The following is a 22,703-nucleotide window of genomic DNA, read 5'->3' on the forward strand; positions in this document are numbered from 1 at the left end:
ATCGCAGCCTGCGGCAGCGACTACACCGTTTTACTGCGCCAGCTTCAGGTTGTTCCAGATCGCCAGGCTCGGCTCAGCCTGGTTCAGGGTGTAGAAGTGCAGTCCAGGCGCGCCACCATCGAGCAAACGCTCGCACATTTCGCTGATGACGTGCTCACCAAAGGCCTGAATGCTCTGCACATCGTCGCCGTAGGCTTCCAGCTGCTTGCGAATCCAGCGAGGGATTTCTGCACCACAGGCATCAGAAAAACGCGCCAGCTTGCTGTAGTTGGTGATTGGCATGATGCCCGGTACGACAGGAATCGTGACGCCCGCCGCCTGCACACGCTCGACAAAACGGAAGTAGCTGTCGGCGTTGAAGAAGTATTGGGTGATTGCACTGTCGGCGCCCGCATGAGCTTTGCGCACGAAGTTGGTAAGGTCGTCTTCGAAATTGCGCGCTTGTGGGTGCATTTCCGGGTACGCCGCCACTTCGATGTGGAAGTGATCGCCCGTTTCTTCACGAATGAAGCTCACCAGGTCATTGGCATAACGCAATTCGCCACTGGCCATGCCCATGCCCGAAGGCAGGTCGCCACGCAGCGCGACAATACGCTTGATACCCGCCGCCTTGTACTGGGCCAACAGACCACGCAAATCGTCCTTGCTGTCACCCACGCACGACAAATGCGGGGCCGCAGGTACTTTTACTTCGCTCTCCAGTTGCAGCACGGTGTTGATCGTGCGGTCACGGGTCGAGCCACCGGCACCGTAGGTGCAGGAGAAAAAATCCGGGTTGAAGGTCGCCAGGTGGCGAGCCGTGTTCATCAGTTTTTCATGCCCAGCATCGGTCTTGGTCGGAAAGAACTCGAAGCTGAAACGACGGTCTTGAGACATGGTCATATCCTTGGCAATACGAAAGCCGGACGCGAACCCGCCCCCCACAGGGAGAGCGGGCGGTCTGATCTAAATCAGTAGCGGTATGCGTCTGGCTTGAACGGGCCTTCGACGGTGACGCCGATGTAGTCAGCCTGTTGCTGGGTCAGTTGCGTAACCACGCCACCGAAGCCGCGAACCATTTCCAGGGCCACTTCTTCGTCCAGTTTCTTTGGCAGAACTTCTACGGTCAGACGCTCAGCTTGCAGCTCGGCTGGCAGGTCAGCGTATTTCTGCGCGAACAGGAAGATCTGCGCCAGTACCTGGTTGGCAAACGAGCCGTCCATGATGCGGCTTGGATGACCTGTAGCGTTGCCCAGGTTAACCAGACGGCCTTCGGCCAGCAGGATCAGATAATCGTCGTTCTGTGGATCGAATTCGCCCAGGCCAGTACGGTGAACCTTGTGTACCTGTGGCTTCACTTCTTCCCATGCCCAGTTTTGGCGCATGAAAGCGGTGTCGATTTCGTTGTCGAAGTGACCGATGTTGCACACTACGGCGCGTTTTTTCAGCGCTGCCAGCATGTTTTTGTCGCACACGTTGACGTTACCGGTGGTGGTCACGATCAGGTCGATCTTGCCCAGCAGTGCAGCGTCGATGCTGGCAGCCGTGCCGTCGTTCTGGCCGTTGATGAACGGCGAAACCACTTCAAAGCCGTCCATGCATGCTTGCATGGCGCAGATTGGGTCAATTTCGGAAACCTTGACGATCATGCCTTCCTGACGCAGCGATTGAGCCGAGCCCTTGCCCACGTCACCGTAACCAATCACCAGCGCTTGCTTGCCGGACAGCAGGTGGTCAGTACCACGCTTGATCGCATCGTTCAGGCTGTGACGGCAGCCGTACTTGTTGTCGTTTTTGCTTTTAGTGACCGAGTCGTTCACGTTGATCGCCGGGATCATCAGCTCGCCTTTGGCCAGCATGTCCAGCAGGCGGTGTACACCCGTGGTGGTTTCTTCGGTCACGCCGTGGATCTTTTTCAGCATGGCCGGGTATTTCTTGTGCAGCAGCTCGGTCAGGTCGCCGCCGTCGTCGAGGATCATGTTGGCGTCCCAAGGCTGGCCATCTTTGAGGATGGTTTGCTCAAGGCACCACTCGTACTCTTCTTCGGTCTCGCCTTTCCAGGCAAAAACCGGGATGCCGGCAGCAGCGATCGCGGCAGCAGCCTGATCCTGAGTCGAGAAGATGTTGCACGACGACCAACGCACTTCGGCACCCAGGGCAACCAGGGTTTCGATCAGAACGGCCGTCTGGATAGTCATGTGAATGCAGCCCAGAATCTTCGCGCCCTTGAGCGGTTGTTCTGCGGCATACCGACGACGCAGACCCATCAGGGCCGGCATTTCGGATTCAGCGATGAAGGTTTCGCGACGGCCCCATTGGGCGAGGGACATATCAGCGACTTTATAGTCGGTAAAACCTGCAGGCGTGTTTACAGCGCTCATTAAGAGCCTCCATTCGTTTAAATCGCGAATGGGCGCCGTTGTGCGTTTAGTGCCTGCCCAGGGAGCCCTGAACAAACAACGCCCCATCCGAGCCTGACAGGTTAAACCTGCTGCAGCGCCCCTCGGACAGGTGGCGGGAAAACGGTACCGGGAAATAATGACCGTTTTTAAAGCGAGGGAGATTATAGCCATCCGCAACGATGTTCCCAAGGTTTTATCCAAGGCTTTTTCATTTGCCTAATCGAAACCATAGACCAAGGTTAATAGAGCTTAGCGCTGGGGTCTGACATCATGGCCCGCATCTTAGGCAAGACGGTCAGGAGCGATTATGAATTTTCACACCCGCAAATGGGTTAAACCCGAAGACCTAAACCCCAACGGCACCTTGTTCGGTGGCAGCCTGCTGCGCTGGATCGACGAAGAAGCCGCGATTTACGCCATTGTTCAGTTGAGCAACCAGCGCGTGGTCACCAAGTACATCTCCGAGATCAACTTTGTCAGCGCCTCGCGCCAGGGCGACATCATCGAACTGGGCATCACCGCCACCGAATTTGGCCGCACCTCGATCACCCTGACCTGCGAAGTGCGCAATAAAATCACCCGTAAAAGCATCCTGACGGTCGACAAAATGGTCTTCGTCAACCTCGGGGAAGACGGTCTGCCCGCACCACACGGGCGCACCGAGATCAAATACGTCAAAGACCAGTTCGACGATGAAAAGAAGGACTGATTGCCTTTGACCTTATAGCCGCTGACGCAGGCTGCAAGAAGGGCCGCAAGCCCTTCAACCGGGGGATCGCTGCGCAGTCCCTCCCAGCCCTCGGCAGCGGCTGGAGGTTTTGAGTGAACAGCCTGCCGCCGTGCGTGTCGTACGCTTACACACGCCAACGGTCATGAAACCCCATGAGCACTCAAAACAGCGGAAAAACCCCCAATCTGTCGGCGGAAGAAGAGCACGACGTCACCAAAAACCAGCCTCCACGGGCAGCTGTGCTGCACGAAATTATTCGCTTTCAGGGCGACCAGGAGTTGGAGCGAAGTATTGCTGCGCTCTTCTGGTCGGCACTCGCCGCCGGGCTGACCATGGGCCTGTCACTCATGGCCATGGGGTTACTCAACTCGCGGCTGCCCAGCGGCGAAGGCTTTAAGGTCATCGCCAGTTTTGGTTACTGCGCGGGTTTTCTGGCGGTCATCCTCGCTCGCCAGCAACTGTTCACTGAAAACACCCTGACGGCCGTTTTGCCCATCATGAGCAAACCGACACTGAACAACTTCGGGCGGTTACTTCGTCTGTGGGCGGTAGTGCTGGTGGGTAACTTGGTCGGCACCTTGCTGGTGGCCTACGTGATGTTGCACTTGCCGATTTTTGACACGCAGACCGACACGGCCTTCCTTGAGATTGGGCGCAAGGTGATGGAAAACGACGCCAGTCAGATGTTCTCCAAGGGCATTATCTCGGGCTGGATGATTGCAACCATGGTGTGGATGATCCCCTCCATGGAGAGCGCAAAGATGTGGATCATCATCCTCATCACCTACCTGATGGCATTGGGTGACTTCACTCACATCGTGGTGGGTACGGCCGAAGTTTCCTACCTGGTATTTGCTGGCGAACTGCCATGGAAAGACTTCTGGTTAATCTTTGCCGGCCCGACCCTGGCGGGCAATATCATCGGCGGCAGCTTTATCTTCGCCCTGATCAGCCATGCGCAGATCCGCAGCGACAACAAAAAACCCAAACAACAGTCTCAGCATTAAGCACCACACCTGTAGGCGCGAGCTTGCCTATGGTCTGTTCCCGTTTCATTGCAGCCGCGACGAAACGGGAACAGACTCTGGCGATCTTTAGATATTTAAGAGCCAACGATCGCCCCTACAGCCGTCTAAATCACGTAATGCGCGATGGCCACAAAGTGCAGCAGGCTGCCAGCGATCACGAACAAATGCCAAATGCCGTGGGCATGGCGCAGACGATGATCAAGGGCAAAAAAGATAATCCCCACGGTGTACATGACCCCACCTGTGGCCAGCCAGATAAAACCGGCGGTGCCTAGCGCTGCCAGCAGCGGCTTGACCGCCACCAGCACAATCCAGCCCATGACCGCGTAAATCACAATCGACAGAATGCGTGCTTCGGAACGCGGCTTGATCTCTTGCAGCATGCCAATCACCGCCATGCCCCACACAATCCCGAACAAAGACCAGCCCCACGGCCCGTGCAGCGTGACAAGACAAAACGGGGTGTAACTGCCGGCGATCAACAGGTAAATCGACAGGTGATCAAACTTTTGCATGATCACTTTCGACCGTCCGCGCACGCTGTGGTAAACGGTCGACACGCTGTACAGCAGCACCAGCGTCACACCATAAATAGCCACACTGACAATCTTTTGCGGGCTGCCGTCCAGGCACGCCATGACCAACAACCAAATACTGCCTACCGCAGCTGCCACAGCCCCCAGCAAGTGAGTCCAGGCGTTGAGTTTTTCCCCGTGATACATGTGCAACATCCTCAATAACCGACAGTGCGAGTGTGTCACCTTGTTACAAGATAAGGGTCAAGCCTGCGACCTTAAAGGGCAATGCGGCGATCGTCGAGGCCGATGTATTTATATCGCTAGGCTGTTCACTTAAACGAAAGGGTCACAGCGTCGGCTGAGCAGCCTGATGGGCTTATGAGAGAACCAAGCCCCTCATGAGACGTGTCCAGTCAATGTAAGAACAGACTTCACCCCTCCCCCAACACCAACCTTTCCAACCCCGGCAAATCCGGAATCTTCGCCACGTAATCCCCCACTTGCACCGCCGCACGCTCCAGCGGATTCAGCGGTACGTCGACAAAGTTCAGTTGGCTGTCGAGTCGGTAGGAGCGTGGGATGCCCTGTACCACCAGCCCTATGAATTTAAGGCGCGGGTCGCCGCTCAGGGTGTTGAGGATGACGATGCGGGCGCGCTCGCCAATGACTAACGGGCTACCGCAGGCAGCTTCGAAGCTGATCAGCGGCAGTTCGCGGTCGCGCCAAGTGATTTGTCGCAGGTGCCAGGGTGGCGAGTCGCTACTGGGTTCGCCGCGCTGCCAGTCGATGAGTTCCGCGATCGCAACGTTGGGCAGTAACAGGTAGCGATCTGCCAGCGGCAGCAACAAGCAGGTCAGGCTGCCCACGCGGTGGTCAAGCATTCAGGTTGCTCCAGTAGGCGATGCGCTCCAGCAATACCGACTCTTGATACGGTTTGCTCAGGTAGTCGTTGACGCCGATGGCCATCGCGCGGTTTTGGTGCTTTTGGCCGGAACGCGAGGTGATCATGATGATCGGCAGATCTTTGAGGTACGGGTCGTTGCGCACGCGAGTGGCGACTTCAAAGCCGTCCATGCGCGGCATTTCGATGTCGAGCAGCATCAGGTCCGGGGTGTGCTCATCGAGCACGCTCATCGCGTCGACCCCGTCCTTGGCGGTAATCACGTTCATACCGTTACGTTCGAGCAAGCGGCTGGTGACTTTGCGCACGGTGACCGAGTCATCGACCACCAGCACCAACAAAGGACGCACCGCCGGAGTGAATTCCAGCAGGCCGTTGGCGTCCCGGTTCGCCCGCTGCAAGGGCTGACGCGCTTGGTACGCGCGGATATAGGCCAGCAAGTCGAGGATCAAGACCACTCGGCCATCGCCCAGGATGGTAGCGCCCGTCACGCCTTGTACCCCGGTAAATTGCGGGCCGAGGCTTTTGACCACGATCTCCCGCGAGCCCGCCAACGCGTCAACCTGTAGCGCCACGTACTGGTCCTGACAATGCACCAGCAACACCGGCAATGATTGGTTTTGCCCAACCAATTTGGGCTTGCCCACGGTTTGCAGCAGTTCGCCCAGGTAAAACAGATCGTAGTCCTGGCCACCGTAGTGGTACATGTGCGGGTCTAGCTGGTAGTAGTCTTCCAGCTCGTGAGGCATAACCCGCACGATGCCTTCGACGGTGTCCAGTGCAATGGCGTACTGCTCGTCCGCGCACTGCACCATCAAGGCGCGATTGAGCGAAACACTGAACGGCAGGCGAATTTGAAAATGCACACCCTGCCCCGGCACCGAGTCGATGGTCATGCTGCCGCCCAGTTGGCGCACTTCTTCATGCACCACGTCCATGCCGACGCCGCGCCCAGAAATCTGGGTGATTTTTTCAGCCGTCGAAAACCCGGGCTGCAAGATGAACTGCAACACGTCGCGGTCGCTGATGGTTGCGTGCGGGTCCAATAAGCCACGCAAGATGGCTTTGCGCCGCACCGCTTCGAGCGGCACGCCGGCACCATCGTCACGGATGTCGAACACCACATCGCCGCCTTCGTTAGACAGCTCAAGGGAGATCCGTCCCTGCTCGGGTTTGCCGCCGGCATGACGGATGGCTGCTGACTCAAGGCCGTGGTCCACAGCGTTACGCAGCATGTGTTCAAGCGGGGCGACCATGCGCTCCAGGACGTTACGGTCGATCTCGGCTTCGGCATTGATGACGCTGAATTCGACCTGCTTGCCCAGCTCACTCGCCACTTGTCGCACCACGCGCTTGAGGCGTGGAAGCACTCGCTCGAACGGCACCATGCGGGTGCCCATCAGGCTTTCTTGCAGCTGGGTATTAACCCGCGCCTGTTTTTTCAACAGGCTGTAGGCGTCCTGATTGCGCGCCGCCAGCGTGGCCTTGAGGTCGAGCAGGTCGGAGGCGGATTCGAAGAGCGCGCGCGACAGTTGTTGCAGCTGCGAATGACGGTCCATTTCCAGCGGATCAAACTCATCGTAAGCCGCGCCATCGACTTCAGTGTATTGGCGACTGTGAATGCGGCTCTGGGTTTCGGTGTCGAGCCGACGCAGTTGATCGTGCATGCGCTCAAGCGTGGTCTGCATTTCGTTGAGGGCGGTTTTGCCGTCGTTGACCTGTTGTTCAAGACGCCCACGAATGATCGAATTTTCACCCGCGAGGTTGACCATTTCTTCCAGCAATTCAGCCGGCACTTTGAGGGTGTCCAAGCCGGTCCGCTCAGCCTCGGGCACCGGCTCCGGTTTGCTCGGCGCTGGCGGCGAAACGGCTTGCCGAGTGCTGCGCTCAACCTTGCGAATGTGCTCGATCAGTACCTGCGGCGAAGGCACTGGCTGGCCACTGCGCAAGGCATCGAGCATTTGCGCCAGCTGATCATGGCTGCGCTGCAACAAGGTAAACAGCTCGGCACCCGCCGTCAGAAAACCGAGGGAAATATCTTCAACAAGGGTTTCCAGCTCGTGGGCAAAATCACCAATGGCGGAAATTTCGACCATGCGCGCCCCCCCTTTGAGGGTGTGCAGGTCGCGCAGCAGGTTTTCGACTTCCAGATGGTTTTGCGGCTCGCCCTGCCAGCGCAACAGCGCCGCCCCAGAGCTTTCGAGGATGTCGAAGGCCTCTTCCAGAAAGATGTCCAGCAACTCCGGGTCGGTAACGCTTTGCTCGACCGCAGGCGCCCCTTCAGGCTCGACGCCGTTCGGCTCGGCTGACGGCGTGTTGTAAAGCCTGAAGCCGCGAATGGCCTCGATCAATTCGGCAGTGTCACTCAAGGGCTGCTGGTGTTGCAGCTGTTCGAGCAGGACCACCAGTTGCGCGTGGCTGAGTTCCAGCAGGCGGGACAACGTCGGGCTTTCGCTCAGGCGTCGATCCAGCAGCCCTTCGTAGAGATGCTCCAGTTCATGGGCCAAGTCGCCAATCGGCACGATACCGGCCATGCGCGCGCCACCCTTGAGGGTATGCAAGTCCCGCTGCAACGAGGACAGCGGCGCCAGATTGTCGGGCTCCTTGAGCCAGCGCTGCAACGCCTGGCCCGCGCTGTCGAGAATATCCACCGCTTCTTCAATGAAAATGGTGACGATCTCGTCGTCCATCTCCTTGCTCTCTTCAGCCCCCAATTGCGCCGTGGCAGCGCCCAGCTCAGTGATGCCCAGCGTCTGTTGGCCGTCTCGACGAATCAAGCCTGTAGCGTCGGGCGCCAGGCCTTCATGCAGCAGTGCACGCAAGGCGGCAATACGTTGGGGTTGCGGGGTAATCTCTTGCCCGGCCGCCAACTGGTCGAGCATGTTGATCAGTGCTTCATGGGCCTCATCTGCCTCATGAAAGAACCGTTCGCTCACCACCAGACTGCTTTCTTCAACGGCGCCGTACACGTCAAGCAAGGCTTCGCACAGCGCGTCGATGGGCTGTAGATCCAGCAAAAACGCCGATTCGCCCAACGTGGTCAACTGGTCCAGAAGGGTGTCGAGCCCGTCGCGCTCATGCGGGTTCTGTCGCCAGTGACGCAGCAGGTCTTCGGCATCAAACAGAATGTCCATGCTCTGCGCCAGAAACTCGGCGATGCGTTGTGGGTCACGCGCGGTCGTCAACGCGCCTGCAGGTGCATTCAAAACACTTTGCAAGCGCCGGGAAACGCAGTGTTCAGTCCGTTTGATCAAGTCTCGGGCACCGCGAATCTCGCTCAGCGGATCGACATCGAGCTGTTTGAGGCCGCGATGCAGCAAACTGTCGGCCTCCAGTAACAATTGGACTTCATCGGTGTCCAGCGCAAGATTATGGGCCTTGTACTCACGCACCAGATAATCCAGCGGCGCTGCCAGCTCGGCCATTCTGAGCACGCCCGCCATGTGTGCACTGCCTTTGAGGGTGTGCATGGCGAGTTGCAAATCGTCAGTGGCGTACAGCGGAAGCTGCTCGCTGGCCCGATCAAGAAAGTGGTTCAGGCTGTCGAGGTGGGTTTGCGCTTCGTGGCGGAAAATATCCAGCAACTGCGAGTCGAAGCCGGGAGTTTGCTGTTCGATCAAAAGCGGCAGCGGTTCGCCTCTGGACAGAATGTGCGCACGTGCGGCCAGTTGGTCGACGTCTTCGTGCTGACGCTGGTTCCCTTCGGCGAATTCCTGAATCAATTGCGCCAGCTTCACCAGCACCTCATCCAGCAACTCATAAATCGCCGGCGTCGGGGCCACTTTGTGCTCGATCACGCGGTTGAGCAGGTTTTCAACAGCCCACGCCAGCTCGCCCAGCACCAGCGCACGGACCATGCGCCCGCTGCCTTTGAGAGTGTGAAAGGAGCGCCGCAGAATGGCCAGCGCAGCACTGTCGGCCGGGTTGGCAACCCACTGCGGCAAGGCATCATGCAGGGCGATCAGAACTTCGTCGGCCTCTTCCAGAAAGACCTCCAGCAACTCCTCATCGATTGGCTCTTCGTCCGCAGGCGGCGGCAACAGGCTACTGGGGATGTTTTGCGCCGGCGGGTTGACCTCCGACAGCGGGCCGGCCAGCACATCGGCCAGGCTTTGCATCACCTGAGGATCATCCAGGGTCTGCAAGTCATGCATGACCATGACTTCATTGGGGCTGAGCCGGTCATTAAGCAACGGTACATTGTGCTCGACGGGCGCATAACCCAGCTCCACCAAGCTTTTTTCAGCCCGTACCAGCACCTTTTCACCCGCTGCACCGGGGTCCAGCGCGAGTCGCTCCAGATAGTATTCGATGCTGATCAACGCATCCGCTAAATGGTCCAACTGCTCGGTGCGCGGCAACGGGTCGCCCAATAGGTGTTCTACGACAAAGTCGTGGCAGCCTTGCAACAAACTGGCGGCGCGGCTCAGGGGGATCATGGCCAGCGCGCCACGAATTTGGGTCAACAGGTCGGGCAGCGCTTGCAGGTGCTGGAGTTCATGGTTGTCAGCCAGATAATCGGCGATCAGGTCTTTGACATCTTCCAGTCCGATGCGCGCTTCTTTGATCACCAGTTGGTGGATCTGCATCAGATCGGTGGTGGGCAGGCGACTCTCTTCTCGGGACGAAGGCTCGACACTGCCGACCATCCCGGCCAACGTGGACTCGACGTACAGCAGGGCCGCAGCCACGTCCATCAAGACTGCGTCTGTCGGCTCTCGCTGCCCTTGGGCGATGCCTTGCACCACAGCCAGTTGATCGATGATGACCTTGCGCGGCTGCCCAAACCCAAGCACCGCCAGCGTGTCGGCGATCTGCCGCAACGGCGCCATCAGACTGCTCAACTCCGACACATGCAGCCGGTCGCTGCGCACAAACAGGTCGAGGCGTTCCTTGACCCGCACCAGCTCTTCGCACAAAGCCGCCACCACCGAACGCATGGCGTCGCGGTCAGGGCCAGCCAGTCGCGCACGCTCCTCATCAACCATGGCCGCATCAGGCATGGCTTCGTCCAGCTCATAGCGGTTTTTCAGCGCGAGCATTTTGGTGGTCGGCTGTTCAGCTTTTGCGATGTAAAACAGCAGGCTGGTGAGCACGTCGTCGGGAGCAGGCTGATTAACGCCGTCGATGCCTTGCTCCAGCAGGCGCTTGAGTTCTTTGTCCGACTCACCCAGCAGGCTGCGCAAGGCCGGACTATTGGCTACGCGCCCCCGCAGCATGCCGTCGACCAGCGCTGAGGCGACTTTCCACAAGGCATTGAGCGGTGCGCCCTGACACAGGTTTTCAAGCTGGCCAAACACTTCAGCCAACCGCTCCAGGTTGGCACGCATGTCTTCTTCGCGCAGCAAGCCCTGGAGAGCGTCATGCAAGGCGTGACGCAAAGCCAGTATCTGGTGCGGCCACTCGCTCGGGCGCAAGTGAGCCAGTGCGGCCTGATCCAGCTCAGGCAGCGTGTGCAAGTCGGGGCTGAACAAGCTGGTTTCAGAGAGCAGGGCCTCGCCACGGGCGGTGCGCAGATCGTTGAGCAATGGCAACACCACCAACGGCCAATCGCGTCGGGCGCTGTGCACACGATCAAGGTACAGCGGCAATTGGCTGAACGCTTGCTGCAACAACCGCAGGGCCTCGTCGAGCTGGTTGACCCGACCCTGTTGCAGGGCGACCACCAATTGTTCCATCTCTTCGGCCAGCAAGGCAGCCCCGTAAAACTCCACCATCAGCAAACTGCCATGCACCTGATGAATGCATTCCAGGCACTGCGCCAGCGCTTGAGCGGCGGGTTGTCGAGCGTAGCCTTCCAGCGCCACGCGAGCCTGTTTCAAGGTGTCGGCAATCTCGTCTTTAACCCACTCAAGGGCTACATAGTCGTGCCGGTCAACCATAACGACTCCAGTCTGAATTGCGCCGCACTACTGTGGCTCATGGGGTTTGGGCGAAGCTGGCAACGTGAAACCGGACACCGAGCGCCGCAGCTGCCTGGCCATTTTTGCCAGGTTGCCAATGCTGTCAGCGGTCGCGGTCGAGCCGGACGAGGTCTGGTTGGTGATTTGCTGAATCACGTTCATGGTCAGGGAAATTTGTGACGCGGAGGTGGCTTGTTCTTGCGCAGCATTGGAAATGCTCTGGATCAAGTCAGCAAGGTTTTGCGACACACCTTCGATTTCCTCCAGTGCCACGCCGGCATCGTGCGCCAAACGCGCTCCGCGCACCACTTCGGTGGTGGTTTGTTCCATGGAGATCACGGCTTCGTTGGTGTCGGCCTGAATCGCCCGCACCAGGGTCTCGATTTGCCGCGTCGCCGCTGACGAACGCTCGGCCAGGCGCTGCACCTCGTCTGCCACCACGGCAAAGCCGCGCCCGGCGTCCCCTGCCATCGAAGCCTGAATGGCTGCGTTCAGAGCCAAAATGTTAGTTTGATCAGCAATGTCGTCAATCAGGCTGACAATGTCGCCGATTTCCTGAGAAGACTCACCCAAACGCTTGATCCGCTTGGCGGTGTCCTGAATCTGGTCACGAATGTTGTCCATGCCGTGGATGGTGTTGTGCACCACTTCATTGCCTTTGTTGGCAATCGCCACTGAACGCTCCGCCACCGCCGACGACTCGGAAGCATTGGCCGAGACCTGATCAATCGACTGGGCCATTTGCCGAACCGCCCCCGACGCCTCGGCGATCTGCTGGGCCTGATGCTCTGATGCATCGGCCAGTTGCATGGCAGTGGCCTGGGTTTCCTGCACGGCGGCTGCCACCTGGCCCGCTGTCAGGTTGATGGTGGCCACCAATTCGCGCAGCTGGTCGATGGAGTAGTTAATGGAGTCGGCAATCGCTCCAGTGAAGTCTTCGGTGACCGACGCGGTCACGGTCAGATCACCGTCTGCCAAGTCTTCGATTTCGTCCAGCAAGCGCATGATCGCGTTTTGATTTCGTTCGTTCTTTTCAGCGGTTTCGCGCAGTTGACGATTGGTCTCGCGCACCATCACCAGCCCGATGAGGATGATCGACATCAGCGCCAGCAGACCCAGAACATAGCCGCCAATAATGTCCAGCGAACGCCCGCTGGCCAGATTTTCGAACCCGTTGGCCAGCGTTGACGCTTCGTCGAGCATGGTTTGCGACAGGCTGAAAATGGTATTGGCAGCCTTTCGCACGTGAAACAACTGAGGCGAAGTTTCGAGGATTTCGTCCACCGAGCCCGACACAAACTGGAACAGCTCCGAGATTTCCAGCAACCGGGCGCGGGCGTCCTTGTCTTCAACCCGGGTAATTCTGAGCCCGTCATTGCCTTCGAGCATGCCGTTGAGCACTTGCCCAAAACGGTTGGCATCACGGCCAAAGGCATCAGCCGCCTGGGCAGCGCTCTCGTCACCGGTCAGCACCGTGTTGACTGCGCCTAAAATGCGCTCAGCGAGCAAGGACTGACGCTGGGCCAGGGCGACCTGGCCGGCCGGGGCTGCGCGCTGCAACAGAATTTCGACGACCTTTTCGTACTCGACCTGCAACTGCGGCACGGTCTCGGCCAGAGTGGCTGCCACCTGATGCAACGACAATACCGTCTGCTCACTGGCCAGAATCGCGTTGGTGCTTTGCAGCAACGGCTCCCAGTCGCGCTGGACGGCCTGCATTTCCTTGTGCACTGTCGGTGGCGCAGGCGGCAGGCCGGTGGACGGATCACCCTTTTGCAAGTAATCCCAACGTTGGCTGAAGTCATTGCGCGCATCGCTGAGCAACTTGAACGCGGCGGCTTTACCGGCGGCGGCTTCAGTGGCGTTTTTGGCGATACGCTGCGACAACACGCGCAACTCACCAGCGTGGCTGATGTATTGCTTGTCGTAGTTGGACTGAGTGTTGAGATAAGCAAAGTTGGCGAACAACAGCATGATGAACACGATCAGGGCAATAAAAAGCGCGATGATCTGCGAACGACTGCGCGACCCTTCCATTGGTTTAGCGGTATTGGCTGTGCTCATCGATCAGGCCCTGGCATCCCGTGTTAAAGCTGAAGGTAAAACGCGCGCCCTACTCACACCGCCACAGCCCAAAACTGCGGTGCCTTGGCCAGCGCGAACGGGCTGAAAATCCACCATGCGGGCTGGCCGGCGAAATGTCCCTGAATATAGGGGGCAAACGAAAGGCCGGGTAAGGCCTGTACATCGGTGTCTAGCTCAGCCTGGGAAAAGTGCTGCATGCCCAGCACTTCATCCACTTGCAAGCCGACAAATACGTCTTTGTATGCCAGCACCAGCACTCGGCGCTGTTTGCGCAGGGGCGACAACTCAATCGCGAAAAAGCCGCACAGGTCCATAATCGGCAACAGTTGCCCCCGCAGATTAGCCACCCCTTTAACCCAAGGTTTTACACCAGGCAGCAAGGTAAAACGCGGCTCGTGGAGGATCTCGGCGATTTCACCCAGGGGCGCCACAAAGCGGTGCTCCCCCATGCGAAAGCCAATGCCACTCCAGCCCTGGGCCTCGGCCTGCGCTTGCACAGGCACCACACCCGCTGCCAGCGAGCGACAGCGCTGGTCTATCTCAAGCAGCAGTTCGAAGGCTGTCAGAGAGTCAGGCATCAGAAGGCCGTCACTTGTTCTGGTTTCCGCCCAACACCGAGTTCACCGTCTTGATCAGCATCTCCTCATCGAGCGGCTTGGTGATGTAGTCTCTGGCCCCTTGGCGCGTCCCCCAAACCTTATCGGTTTCCTGATCTTTGGTGGTGACGATAATCACCGGGATATGGGTGGTTTCAGCGTCTTTGGTCAACTGGCGCGTGGCCTGAAAACCATTGAGGCCCGGCATCACGATGTCCATCATGACCAGGTCGGGCTTTTCCTGCCGCGCCAGCGCCACGCCATCTGCGCCGTTTTCAGCCTTGAGCACTTCATGACCGTGCTTTTCGAGCATGCTGGTCAGTTTGTACATTTCAGTCGGCGAGTCATCGACGATCAGAATGCGAGCCATGGTGTTCCCCATTTATAAGGTAATCGGCCGACTGGCCGGCGTCATTGAGCGTTCGGGACGACGTTGAAACCCGGCACATGGGCTTTGATTGCACTCAGCAGTTCATCTCGACTGAAAGGCTTGGTCAAAAATTGATCAGATCCGACAATCCGCCCTTTGGCCTTGTCAAACAACCCATCCTTGGACGACAACATAATCACCGGCGTGTTTTTAAACGCCCGGTTGTTCTTGATCAGTGCGCACGTCTGATAGCCATCCAGGCGCGGCATCATGATATCGACAAAGATGATATGCGGATGATGGTCGACAATCTTGGCCAGGGCATCAAAACCGTCGATCGCCGTAATGACCTCACAGCCCACGTTTTTCAGCAACGTTTCAGCGGTGCGGCGAATGGTCTTTGAATCGTCGATCACCATCACCTTTAAGGCGCTGGAATGCTTATCCATATGTGCTCTACCATCGCCACGGCGACCCGTTTTGTTACAACTGTGCGGCTAATAGCCTTTACTCCTTGAGGGGCAAGGGCTGCAAGCGCTGTGCGAGTCTTTTTAGCACAGACACGACCTGCAATACACACCTCTGCGTGTTGGCTTAAAACCAACATGGGAGCTGCCGCAAGCGGCAATCTTTTGATTTACCAACGTCAAAAGATCGCAGCCTGCGGCAGCTCCCACGGGGTTGCTGGCCTGTTATCAACGCTATGTCACTTGACCAAGACCACACTCAGCGCCACTCTGGCGCCACTTTTATACGCCTTTTGCCCACCATTTTATTTAAGGAATTTGCCATGAGCGTTCGAGTCGGGATTGTCATGGACCCCATTGCGGGCATCTCCTATAAAAAGGACAGCTCGCTGGCCATGCTGCTGGCCGCACAAGACCGCGGTTGGACGCTGTTCTATATGGAGCAGCAAGACCTTTACCTGAGCGAAGGCAAGGCCCGTGCACGGATGAAGCCGCTCAAAGTGTTCGCCAACCCCGAGAAGTGGTTTGAGCTGGACGCCGAGACCGACACCGCCCTGAGCGATCTGGATGTGATCCTGATGCGCAAGGATCCGCCCTTCGACATGGAGTTTGTGTACTCCACCTATTTGCTGGAGCAAGCCGAGCGCGACGGCGTTCTGATTGTCAACAAACCGCAGAGCCTGCGTGACTGCAACGAAAAACTGTTCGCGACCCAATTCACCCAGTGCACGCCGCCGACCGTGGTCAGCCGCCGCGCCGACGTACTGCGTGAGTTCGCCGCCCTGCACGGCGACGTGATCCTCAAGCCGCTGGACGGCATGGGAGGCACGTCGATTTTCCGCCATCGGGTGGGCGATCCAAACCTGTCGGTGATCCTCGAGACCCTGACCGCCAACGGCACTCAGCAAATCATGGCCCAAGGCTACCTGCCAGCGATCAAGGACGGCGACAAACGCATCCTGATGATCGACGGCGAGCCGGTGCCTTACTGCCTGGCGCGTATTCCGGCCCACGGCGAAACCCGTGGCAACCTGGCCGCCGGTGGCCGTGGCGAAGCCCGCCCGCTGAGCGAAAAGGATCGTTGGATTGCAGCCCAAGTAGGCCCAACCCTGCGTGAAAAAGGCCTGTTGTTCGTAGGCTTGGACGTAATCGGCGAGCACCTGACTGAAATCAACGTCACCAGCCCGACCTGCATCCGCGAAATAGACAACGCCTTCGGCACCCACATCGGTGCCCTTTTGATGGACGCGATTGAACGCAAGCTAAAGGACAGCAGCCGCAAGCTTTAAGCCACACCCGGCAAGCGGACCGCCTTTAACTTGCCCCCTTGCAGTTAAAAACCAACATTGCGGTATCATGCCGAACCGTAAAACCTGCGATGTTGGTTTTTTATGCCCCTCCCCAGCGACCTGCCCCCCGAACTCAGCCACACAGGCGCGCGTGCGGCTGATCGCCTGGGGTTTACCCTGTTTGTTGCAGCGCTGATCCACATTGCGGTGATTTTGGGCGTGGGTTTCAGCGTCAGCGAGCCCAAGCAAATCAGCAAAACCCTGGAAATCACGCTTTCCACCTTCAAGAGCGAGAAAGCGCCGGAGAAAGCCGACTTTCTCGCCCAAGACAACCAGCAGGGGAGCGGCACCCTGGATAAAAAAGCCGTGCCCAAGACCACCGAAATTGCCCCGTTTCAGGACAACACCGTTAATAAAGTCACGCCTCCTCCGGCGGCCAAGCCAGAGCAGCCTCAAGCGGCGCCCAAAGCGGCGGTGACTACGGTGGCGCCCAAGCCCAAAAAAGCGCCGCGCGAACCGCAAAAAGTCAAAACCGAAGCGGCGCCCAAAGCCAGCGTGCCGACATTCGACAGCTCGCAGCTGTCCGGCGAGATTTCCAGCCTCGAAGCCGAACTGGCCAACGAACAACAACTGTATGCCAAGCGCCCAAAGATCTACCGCATGAGTGCGGCGTCAACCATGCGCGATAAAGGGGCTTGGTATAAAGAAGACTGGCGCAAGAAAATCGAACGGGTGGGCAACCTGAACTACCCCGAGCAAGCGCGCCGAGAAAAGATCTACGGCAAGCTGCGGCTGCTGGTGTCTATCAACCGCGATGGCTCATTGCATGAAGTGCTGGTGCTGGAATCGTCCGGGCAACCGTTGCTGGATCAAGCCGCGCAGCGCATCGTGCGTCTTGCAGCGCCTTTTGCACCGTTTACCGGCGACCTGGCCGATATCGACCGTCTAGAGATCATCCGCACCTGGCGCTTCGGCCCGGGCGACCAATTGTCGAGTAATTAGTGGGAGCTGGCGCAGGCTACAAAGGCTTTTATCATTCGCCAACTTGTCAGTTCCCCTTGTCAGCGCCACACTTAGGCTCATGAAAAAGCACACGCCAACGTACCTCAAGCATCAATTTCTGATCGCCATGCCGCACATGGCTGACCCTAACTTTGCCCACACCTTGACCTACATCGTCGAGCACACGGCCAATGGGGCCATGGGGTTGGTGATCAATCGGCCGATGGAACTGAGCCTGACGGATATTCTTGAGCAGTTGCGCCCCGACGTTCTGTCCTCACCCTTGTGCCAACACATTCCCATTTACGGCGGCGGCCCGGTGATGGTGGACCGCGGTTTTGTCCTGCACCCCGCCACCATGAACTTTGACGCCACAGTCGAGCTGCAGGAAGGGCTGGCACTGACCACCTCAGTCGACATCCTGTCCAGCATTGCTGACGGACATGGCCCACAACGCAGCCTTATTTGCCTGGGTTACGCCGGGTGGGACGCTGGCCAGTTGGAGGCCGAACTGGCCGACAACGCCTGGTTGACCTGTGTGTACTCAAACGAAATCCTGTTTGAAACTTCCAGCGAGCTGCGCCTCGAAGCGGCCGCCAAACACCTCGGAGTGAACCTTAATTTGCTACCCCGTCAAGCAGGACACTCCTGATGCCCGGCCTTCGCTTACTGCTGGGTTTCGACTACGGCACCCGTTCCATCGGGGTGGCGGTCGGCCAGATGATCACCGGGCAAGCCCGTGAGTTGTGCAACCTGAAAGCCGTAAACGGTATTCCCAATTGGGATGAAATCCAAAAGCTGATCAAGGAATGGCAACCGGACGCCCTGGTGGTGGGCATGCCCCTGAACATGGACGGCACCCCGAGTGAGTTCTGTGCTCGCGCGCAAAAATTTGCCAATCGCCTGAATGGTCGCTTCAATCTGCCCGTGTTTACTCACGATGAGCGCCTGACCACCTTCGAAGCCAAGGGCGAACGCCGCGCCCAAGGTGGCCAGCGAGGCAGTTATCGCGACAACCCCGTTGATGCCATCGCCGCCAAACTGGTGCTTCAAGGCTGGCTCGACGAACACCCGCAACCCTCTCTAGCCTGACGCTGCGTTTGCACCACTGACGCGCCCCATTGTTTGCGCCCGCCGCCGCACGCTTTGCCACGCGGGCCTTTTAAGGAGCCACCATGATCTTGCCTGTTCCCGCCGAACTGATCTCTCAGATGGCCATTGATCTCAAGGCCCATCTGGCCCGTCGCGGCATCACCGAACCCCGTTTCATCGGCATTCGCACCGGCGGCATCTGGGTTGCTCAGGCGCTGCTGCGTGCACTGGACAGCGACTCCCCGCTGGGCACGCTGGATGTGTCCTTCTACCGCGATGACTTCAGCCAAAACGGCCTGCACCCGCAAGTACGCCCCTCCGACCTGCCGTTCGAGATTGAAGGCCAGCACTTGGTGCTGATTGACGACGTGCTGATGAGCGGCCGTACCATCCGCGCCGCCCTGAACGAATTGTTCGACTATGGTCGTCCTGCCAGCGTGACGCTGGTCAGCCTGTTGGACCTGGACGCTGCCGAGCTGCCAATCCGTCCAAACGTGGTGGGCGCAACCTTGTCACTCAAGCCAACCGAGCGAGTGAAACTGTCTGGCCCTGCGCCGCTGACCCTCGAGATTCAAAATTCATCTCTAGACCCAGCCCTTTAAGAGACCATTGCGATGACGCCTATAGACGCCAAGCGCCCGCTACAGCTCAATGATCAGGGCCAGTTGCGCCACTTCCTGTCGCTCGACGGGTTGAGCCGTGAGCTGCTGACCGAAATCCTCGACACCGCTGACTCCTTCCTTGAAGTCGGCGCCCGGGCGGTAAAGAAAGTCCCGTTGCTGCGCGGCAAGACCGTGTGCAACGTGTTCTTCGAGAACTCCACACGCACTCGCACCACCTTTGAAATGGCGGCTCAACGCCTGTCTGCCGACGTGATCACACTGAACGTGTCGACCTCGTCCGCGAGCAAGGGCGAAACCCTGCTCGACACGCTGCGCAACCTTGAAGCCATGGCCGCCGACATGTTCGTGGTGCGTCACGGCGATTCCGGCGCCGCGCACTTTATTGCCGAGCACGTGTGCCCGCAGGTGGCGATCATCAACGGCGGCGACGGCCGTCACGCACACCCTACCCAGGGCATGCTCGACATGCTGACCATCCGTCGACACAAAGGGAGCTTTGAAAACCTCTCGGTGGCCATCGTCGGCGACATCCTGCACTCGCGGGTCGCACGGTCGAACATGATCGCGCTGAAAACCCTGGGCTGTAAGGACATCCGCGTCATCGCACCGAAGACCCTGCTGCCGATCGGTATCGAGCAATACGGGGTGAAGGTGTACACCGACATGAACGAAGGCCTTAAAGACGTCGACGTGGTGATCATGTTGCGCCTGCAGCGCGAGCGCATGTCCGGTGGCCTGTTGCCGAGCGAGGGCGAGTTCTACCGCCTGTTCGGCCTGACCACCGCCCGCCTGGCAGGTGCCAAGCCGGACGCGATCGTGATGCACCCTGGCCCGATCAACCGCGGCGTGGAAATTGAGTCGGCAGTGGCTGACGGCCCACACTCGGTGATCCTCAACCAGGTGACTTATGGCATCGCCGTGCGCATGGCCGTGCTGTCCATGACCATGAGCGGGCAAACGGCCCAGCGCCAATTCGAACAGGAGAAGGCCCAGTGAAGCTCAGCATTCTCGGCGCACGCGTAATCGACCCAGCGAGCCAGCTGGATCAAGTGACAGACCTGCACATTGAAGCCTGCAAAATCATCGCCATTGGCGCAGCGCCTGCCGGCTTTACCCCAAACCAGACCCTCGATGCCAATGGCCTGGTGGCCGCGCCGGGGCTGGTTGACCTTAACGTGGCCCTGCGTGAGCCGGGTTACAGCCGCAAAGGCACCATCGCCAGCGAAACCCGCGCTGCGGCGGCCGGTGGCGTGACCAGCCTGTGCTGCCCGCCGCACACCAGGCCGGTACTCGACACCTCGGCGGTGGCCGAGTTGATCCTGGACCGTGCCCGCGAAGCGGGTAACTGCAAAGTGTTCCCGATTGGCGCACTGAGCAAAGGCCTTGAAGGTGAGCAACTGGCCGAACTGATTGCCCTGCGTGACGCCGGTTGCGTAGCGTTCGGCAACGGCCTCAGCAGCTTCACCAACACCCGAACCCTGTGCCGGGCGCTGGAATACGCGGCGACATTCGACCTGACGGTGATTTTTAACTCGCAAGACCGCGACCTGGCCGAAGGTGGCATCGCCCACGACGGCCCGATGGCGGCTTTCCGGGGTTTGCCGGGCATTCCGGAAACCGCAGAAACCGTGGCCCTGGCGCGCGACCTGCTGCTGGTTGAGCAAAGTGGCGTGCGCGCGCACTTCAGCCAACTGACCAGTGCGCGCGGCGTGGCCCTGATTGCTCAGGCACAGGCACGCGGCCTGAAGGTAACCGCCGATGTGGCGCTGTATCAGCTAATTTTGACCGATGAAGCGCTGGTGGACTTCTCCAGCGTGTACCACGTGCAACCCCCACTGCGCACCCGCGCTGACCGCGACGGTCTGCGTGCTGCTGTGAAGTCGGGTGTGGTGCAGGCTATTTCCAGCCATCACCAGCCTCACGAGCGCGACGCCAAGCTGGCACCGTTCGGCGCGACCGAACCGGGCATGAGCAGTGTTGAACTGCTGTTGCCATTGGCGATGACGCTGGTAGAAGACGGCCTGTTGGACTTGCCGACCTTGCTCGCCCGCCTAAGCGCAGGCCCGGCCCAGGCGTTACGCCTGCCGGCAGGTAGCTTGGCGGTGGGTGCGCCTGCCGACCTGGTGCTGTTCGACCCGGCGGCCTCGACGGTTGCCGGTGAGAAATGGCTCTCCAAAGGTGACAACTGCGCGTTCCTCGGCCATTGCCTGCCGAGTGCCGTGCGTTACACGCTGGTGGATGGCCGGATTAGTTACGAAGGCTGAGAACCGCCCTCACCCCTAACCCTCTCCCTGTATGGAGAAGGTTAGGGGCTTTTGATCTTTAACGGCGCTCAGCGTTCTTGATCGAGATCTGATCGTTCAAGGTCCAGAAGTCATACAACACGCCGATCAGGAAAAAACCGCCGGTAAAGAGGTAGATGATCCCGGTGATCCATTTGCCCATATACATGCGGTGTACGCCAAACACGCCCAGAAACGTCAGCAGAATCCAGGACACGTTGTAGTCGGTATCACCTGCCGTAAAACGCAGGTCCGCCTCACGGTCCATGCTCGGGATCAGGAACAAGTCGACCAGCCAACCCAAGCCCAACAATCCAAAGGTGAAAAACCAGATCGTCCCGGTCACCGGCTTGCCGTAATAGAAGCGGTGAGCCCCCAGAAAACCAAAAATCCAGAGCAAATAACCCAGCACTTTGCTGTGGGTATCGCGCTGTACATCGTCTCGATAGCCGCTCATAAATGCCCTCTTTGCTGCTGATAGAAAAATATTGTGGTTTTTTTGTGACTTTTTTACTGTCACGTAAACGGTAAAAGTGTCTTACAAAAAATGGCGCAAAGCCTTGTACTACCTGACTTGCGCACTCCTCATGTGACATTTTGTCACCGTGTTTAGCCTTTTTGACCCCCGAGCCCAATCGACAAACGGCCTGAGAAAGGACAAAAAAGCTGTTATAAAGTTTCGCGCTAACCACCCATCGAGCCCTGCCGAATGCGTCCTATATTCAAGACATGGCTAACTATTTGCCTATTAATGCCACTGGCCGCCCACGCCACCAATCGTGAGCAACATCTTCCGTCCGGCTTCACTGGCTACACCGCAAAGTCATCTGCGAGTACTGTTCAGGTCGCCACTAACAGCAAAACCACGACCAAAACCGTGGTGCGCCCGACGTCCAGTAAAGCCCACCGCAAGGCCCCCGGCAAAATTGCCACCGCCTCACTGGCCGCTGCCAACAAGCAAAGCAGCGCAGTATTGAGCCGTGCAGTTAACGTGCTGGGCACCCCTTATCGTTGGGGCGGCAGTAGCCCAAGTAAAGGGTTCGACTGCAGCGGATTGGTCAAATACGCCTTTAATGACGTAAAAGCTGTGAACCTGCCCCGCAGTTCCAGCGAAATGGCCAGCGGCCATGGCCAAAAGATCGAACGCAAGGATTTGAAACCAGGTGATTTGCTGTTTTTTAACATCAAGAGCCGCAAGGTTAACCACGTTGCCATTTACCTGGGCAATGACCGGTTCATCCACGCGCCACGTCGCGGCAAGTCGGTGACCATCGACACCCTGAAAAAGCCTTACTGGCAGAGCCACTACGTGGTCGCCAAGCGTGTACTGCCTAAAGAGCAAACCAATTTGCAGGTTGTTCAGCGCTAAAAAACACCACACTCCTGTGGGAGCGGGCTTGCTCGCGATCGGATCAACGCGGTTTATCAGACAAATC

At 58.5% G+C, this 22,703-nt stretch carries 20 protein-coding genes and 1 riboswitch; of the genes, 10 read left to right on the forward strand and 10 right to left on the reverse strand.

Annotation, left to right across the window (positions count from 1 at the left end):
• Nucleotides 1–30 precede the first annotated feature (30 nt).
• The gene (metF, locus tag ACIQYF_RS03165) at nucleotides 31–876 is read right to left on the reverse strand and encodes a methylenetetrahydrofolate reductase [NAD(P)H] (RefSeq protein ID WP_402856765.1); all 846 of its coding nucleotides are present in this window, start codon (nucleotides 874–876) and stop codon (nucleotides 31–33) included.
• A gap of 74 nt (nucleotides 877–950) precedes the next feature.
• The gene (ahcY, locus tag ACIQYF_RS03170) at nucleotides 951–2,360 is read right to left on the reverse strand and encodes an adenosylhomocysteinase (RefSeq protein ID WP_402856768.1); all 1,410 of its coding nucleotides are present in this window, start codon (nucleotides 2,358–2,360) and stop codon (nucleotides 951–953) included.
• A gap of 23 nt (nucleotides 2,361–2,383) precedes the next feature.
• A riboswitch (S-adenosyl-L-homocysteine riboswitch) is annotated at nucleotides 2,384–2,490 on the reverse strand.
• A 198-nt stretch (nucleotides 2,491–2,688) separates the two neighbouring features.
• Between ahcY and ACIQYF_RS03175 the strand changes: the two genes are divergently transcribed.
• The gene (locus ACIQYF_RS03175; RefSeq protein ID WP_402856771.1) at nucleotides 2,689–3,090 is read left to right on the forward strand and encodes an acyl-CoA thioesterase; all 402 of its coding nucleotides are present in this window, start codon (nucleotides 2,689–2,691) and stop codon (nucleotides 3,088–3,090) included.
• A gap of 173 nt (nucleotides 3,091–3,263) precedes the next feature.
• Complete coding sequence (locus ACIQYF_RS03180) at nucleotides 3,264–4,118, forward strand: formate/nitrite transporter family protein (RefSeq protein WP_402856774.1); 855 nt, start codon at nucleotides 3,264–3,266, stop codon at nucleotides 4,116–4,118.
• 125 nt (nucleotides 4,119–4,243) lie between these two features.
• Here ACIQYF_RS03180 and ACIQYF_RS03185 read toward each other — a convergent pair whose 3' ends face one another.
• The 7 genes from ACIQYF_RS03185 to pilG all read right to left on the reverse strand — a co-directional run bounded on the left by ACIQYF_RS03185 (nucleotide 4,244) and on the right by pilG (nucleotide 14,961).
• Nucleotides 4,244–4,861 carry a hemolysin III family protein gene (locus tag ACIQYF_RS03185; RefSeq protein WP_402856777.1) on the reverse strand — a complete coding sequence of 206 codons (618 nt, stop codon included), beginning with the start codon at nucleotides 4,859–4,861 and terminating at the stop codon, nucleotides 4,244–4,246.
• 227 nt (nucleotides 4,862–5,088) lie between these two features.
• The gene (locus tag ACIQYF_RS03190; protein ID WP_402856780.1) at nucleotides 5,089–5,538 is read right to left on the reverse strand and encodes a chemotaxis protein CheW; all 450 of its coding nucleotides are present in this window, start codon (nucleotides 5,536–5,538) and stop codon (nucleotides 5,089–5,091) included.
• Entirely contained in the window at nucleotides 5,531–11,440 is a 5,910-nt protein-coding gene (locus ACIQYF_RS03195; protein WP_402856783.1) for an Hpt domain-containing protein, read from the reverse strand. The genes ACIQYF_RS03190 and ACIQYF_RS03195 overlap by 8 nt, the downstream gene beginning before the upstream one ends.
• Before the next feature lie 27 nt (nucleotides 11,441–11,467).
• Nucleotides 11,468–13,525: a methyl-accepting chemotaxis protein gene (locus ACIQYF_RS03200; RefSeq protein ID WP_402856786.1), complete on the reverse strand. Its 2,058-nt coding sequence runs from the start codon at nucleotides 13,523–13,525 to the stop codon at nucleotides 11,468–11,470.
• A gap of 53 nt (nucleotides 13,526–13,578) precedes the next feature.
• Nucleotides 13,579–14,124, reverse strand: coding sequence for a chemotaxis protein CheW (locus ACIQYF_RS03205; protein WP_402856789.1), 546 nt, complete (start codon nucleotides 14,122–14,124; stop codon nucleotides 13,579–13,581).
• A 10-nt stretch (nucleotides 14,125–14,134) separates the two neighbouring features.
• A complete protein-coding gene (gene pilH / locus ACIQYF_RS03210; protein WP_402856792.1) occupies nucleotides 14,135–14,512 on the reverse strand; it encodes a twitching motility response regulator PilH in 378 nt (125 codons plus the stop codon).
• A gap of 41 nt (nucleotides 14,513–14,553) precedes the next feature.
• Nucleotides 14,554–14,961, reverse strand: a complete 408-nt coding sequence (gene pilG, locus ACIQYF_RS03215; RefSeq protein WP_402856795.1) for a twitching motility response regulator PilG — start codon at nucleotides 14,959–14,961, stop codon at nucleotides 14,554–14,556.
• 341 nt (nucleotides 14,962–15,302) lie between these two features.
• Between pilG and gshB the strand changes: the two genes are divergently transcribed.
• The 7 genes from gshB (at nucleotide 15,303) to ACIQYF_RS03250 (ending at nucleotide 21,249) form a co-directional block, all read left to right on the forward strand.
• Nucleotides 15,303–16,268 (forward strand): glutathione synthase, encoded by a 966-nt coding sequence (gshB, locus tag ACIQYF_RS03220; RefSeq protein WP_402856798.1) that lies wholly within the window; start codon nucleotides 15,303–15,305, stop codon nucleotides 16,266–16,268.
• 102 nt (nucleotides 16,269–16,370) lie between these two features.
• Complete coding sequence (locus ACIQYF_RS03225) at nucleotides 16,371–17,270, forward strand: TonB family protein (RefSeq protein WP_402856800.1); 900 nt, start codon at nucleotides 16,371–16,373, stop codon at nucleotides 17,268–17,270.
• A 79-nt stretch (nucleotides 17,271–17,349) separates the two neighbouring features.
• Entirely contained in the window at nucleotides 17,350–17,922 is a 573-nt protein-coding gene (locus ACIQYF_RS03230; protein WP_402856803.1) for a YqgE/AlgH family protein, read from the forward strand.
• A complete protein-coding gene (ruvX, locus tag ACIQYF_RS03235) occupies nucleotides 17,922–18,362 on the forward strand; it encodes a Holliday junction resolvase RuvX (protein ID WP_402856805.1) in 441 nt (146 codons plus the stop codon). Before ACIQYF_RS03230 ends, ruvX begins: the two co-directional genes overlap by 1 nt.
• A gap of 83 nt (nucleotides 18,363–18,445) precedes the next feature.
• Nucleotides 18,446–18,964: a bifunctional pyr operon transcriptional regulator/uracil phosphoribosyltransferase PyrR gene (pyrR, locus tag ACIQYF_RS03240; RefSeq protein WP_402856808.1), complete on the forward strand. Its 519-nt coding sequence runs from the start codon at nucleotides 18,446–18,448 to the stop codon at nucleotides 18,962–18,964.
• A gap of 12 nt (nucleotides 18,965–18,976) precedes the next feature.
• Nucleotides 18,977–19,981, forward strand: a complete 1,005-nt coding sequence (locus tag ACIQYF_RS03245; RefSeq protein WP_402856811.1) for an aspartate carbamoyltransferase catalytic subunit — start codon at nucleotides 18,977–18,979, stop codon at nucleotides 19,979–19,981.
• Nucleotides 19,978–21,249, forward strand: coding sequence for a dihydroorotase (locus tag ACIQYF_RS03250; protein ID WP_402856813.1), 1,272 nt, complete (start codon nucleotides 19,978–19,980; stop codon nucleotides 21,247–21,249). Before ACIQYF_RS03245 ends, ACIQYF_RS03250 begins: the two co-directional genes overlap by 4 nt.
• A 58-nt stretch (nucleotides 21,250–21,307) precedes the next feature.
• On the opposite strand, the gene ACIQYF_RS03255 is transcribed toward ACIQYF_RS03250, so the two are convergent.
• Nucleotides 21,308–21,724, reverse strand: a complete 417-nt coding sequence (locus ACIQYF_RS03255) for an NINE protein (protein ID WP_402856815.1) — start codon at nucleotides 21,722–21,724, stop codon at nucleotides 21,308–21,310.
• A gap of 252 nt (nucleotides 21,725–21,976) precedes the next feature.
• On the opposite strand from ACIQYF_RS03255, the gene ACIQYF_RS03260 reads away from it, so the two are divergent.
• Entirely contained in the window at nucleotides 21,977–22,636 is a 660-nt protein-coding gene (locus ACIQYF_RS03260; protein ID WP_402856816.1) for a C40 family peptidase, read from the forward strand.
• Nucleotides 22,637–22,703 lie beyond the last annotated feature (67 nt).

Origin of the sequence: Pseudomonas sp. NPDC096917 (assembly GCF_044762555.1) — a bacterium.
GTDB lineage: Bacteria > Pseudomonadota > Gammaproteobacteria > Pseudomonadales > Pseudomonadaceae > Aquipseudomonas.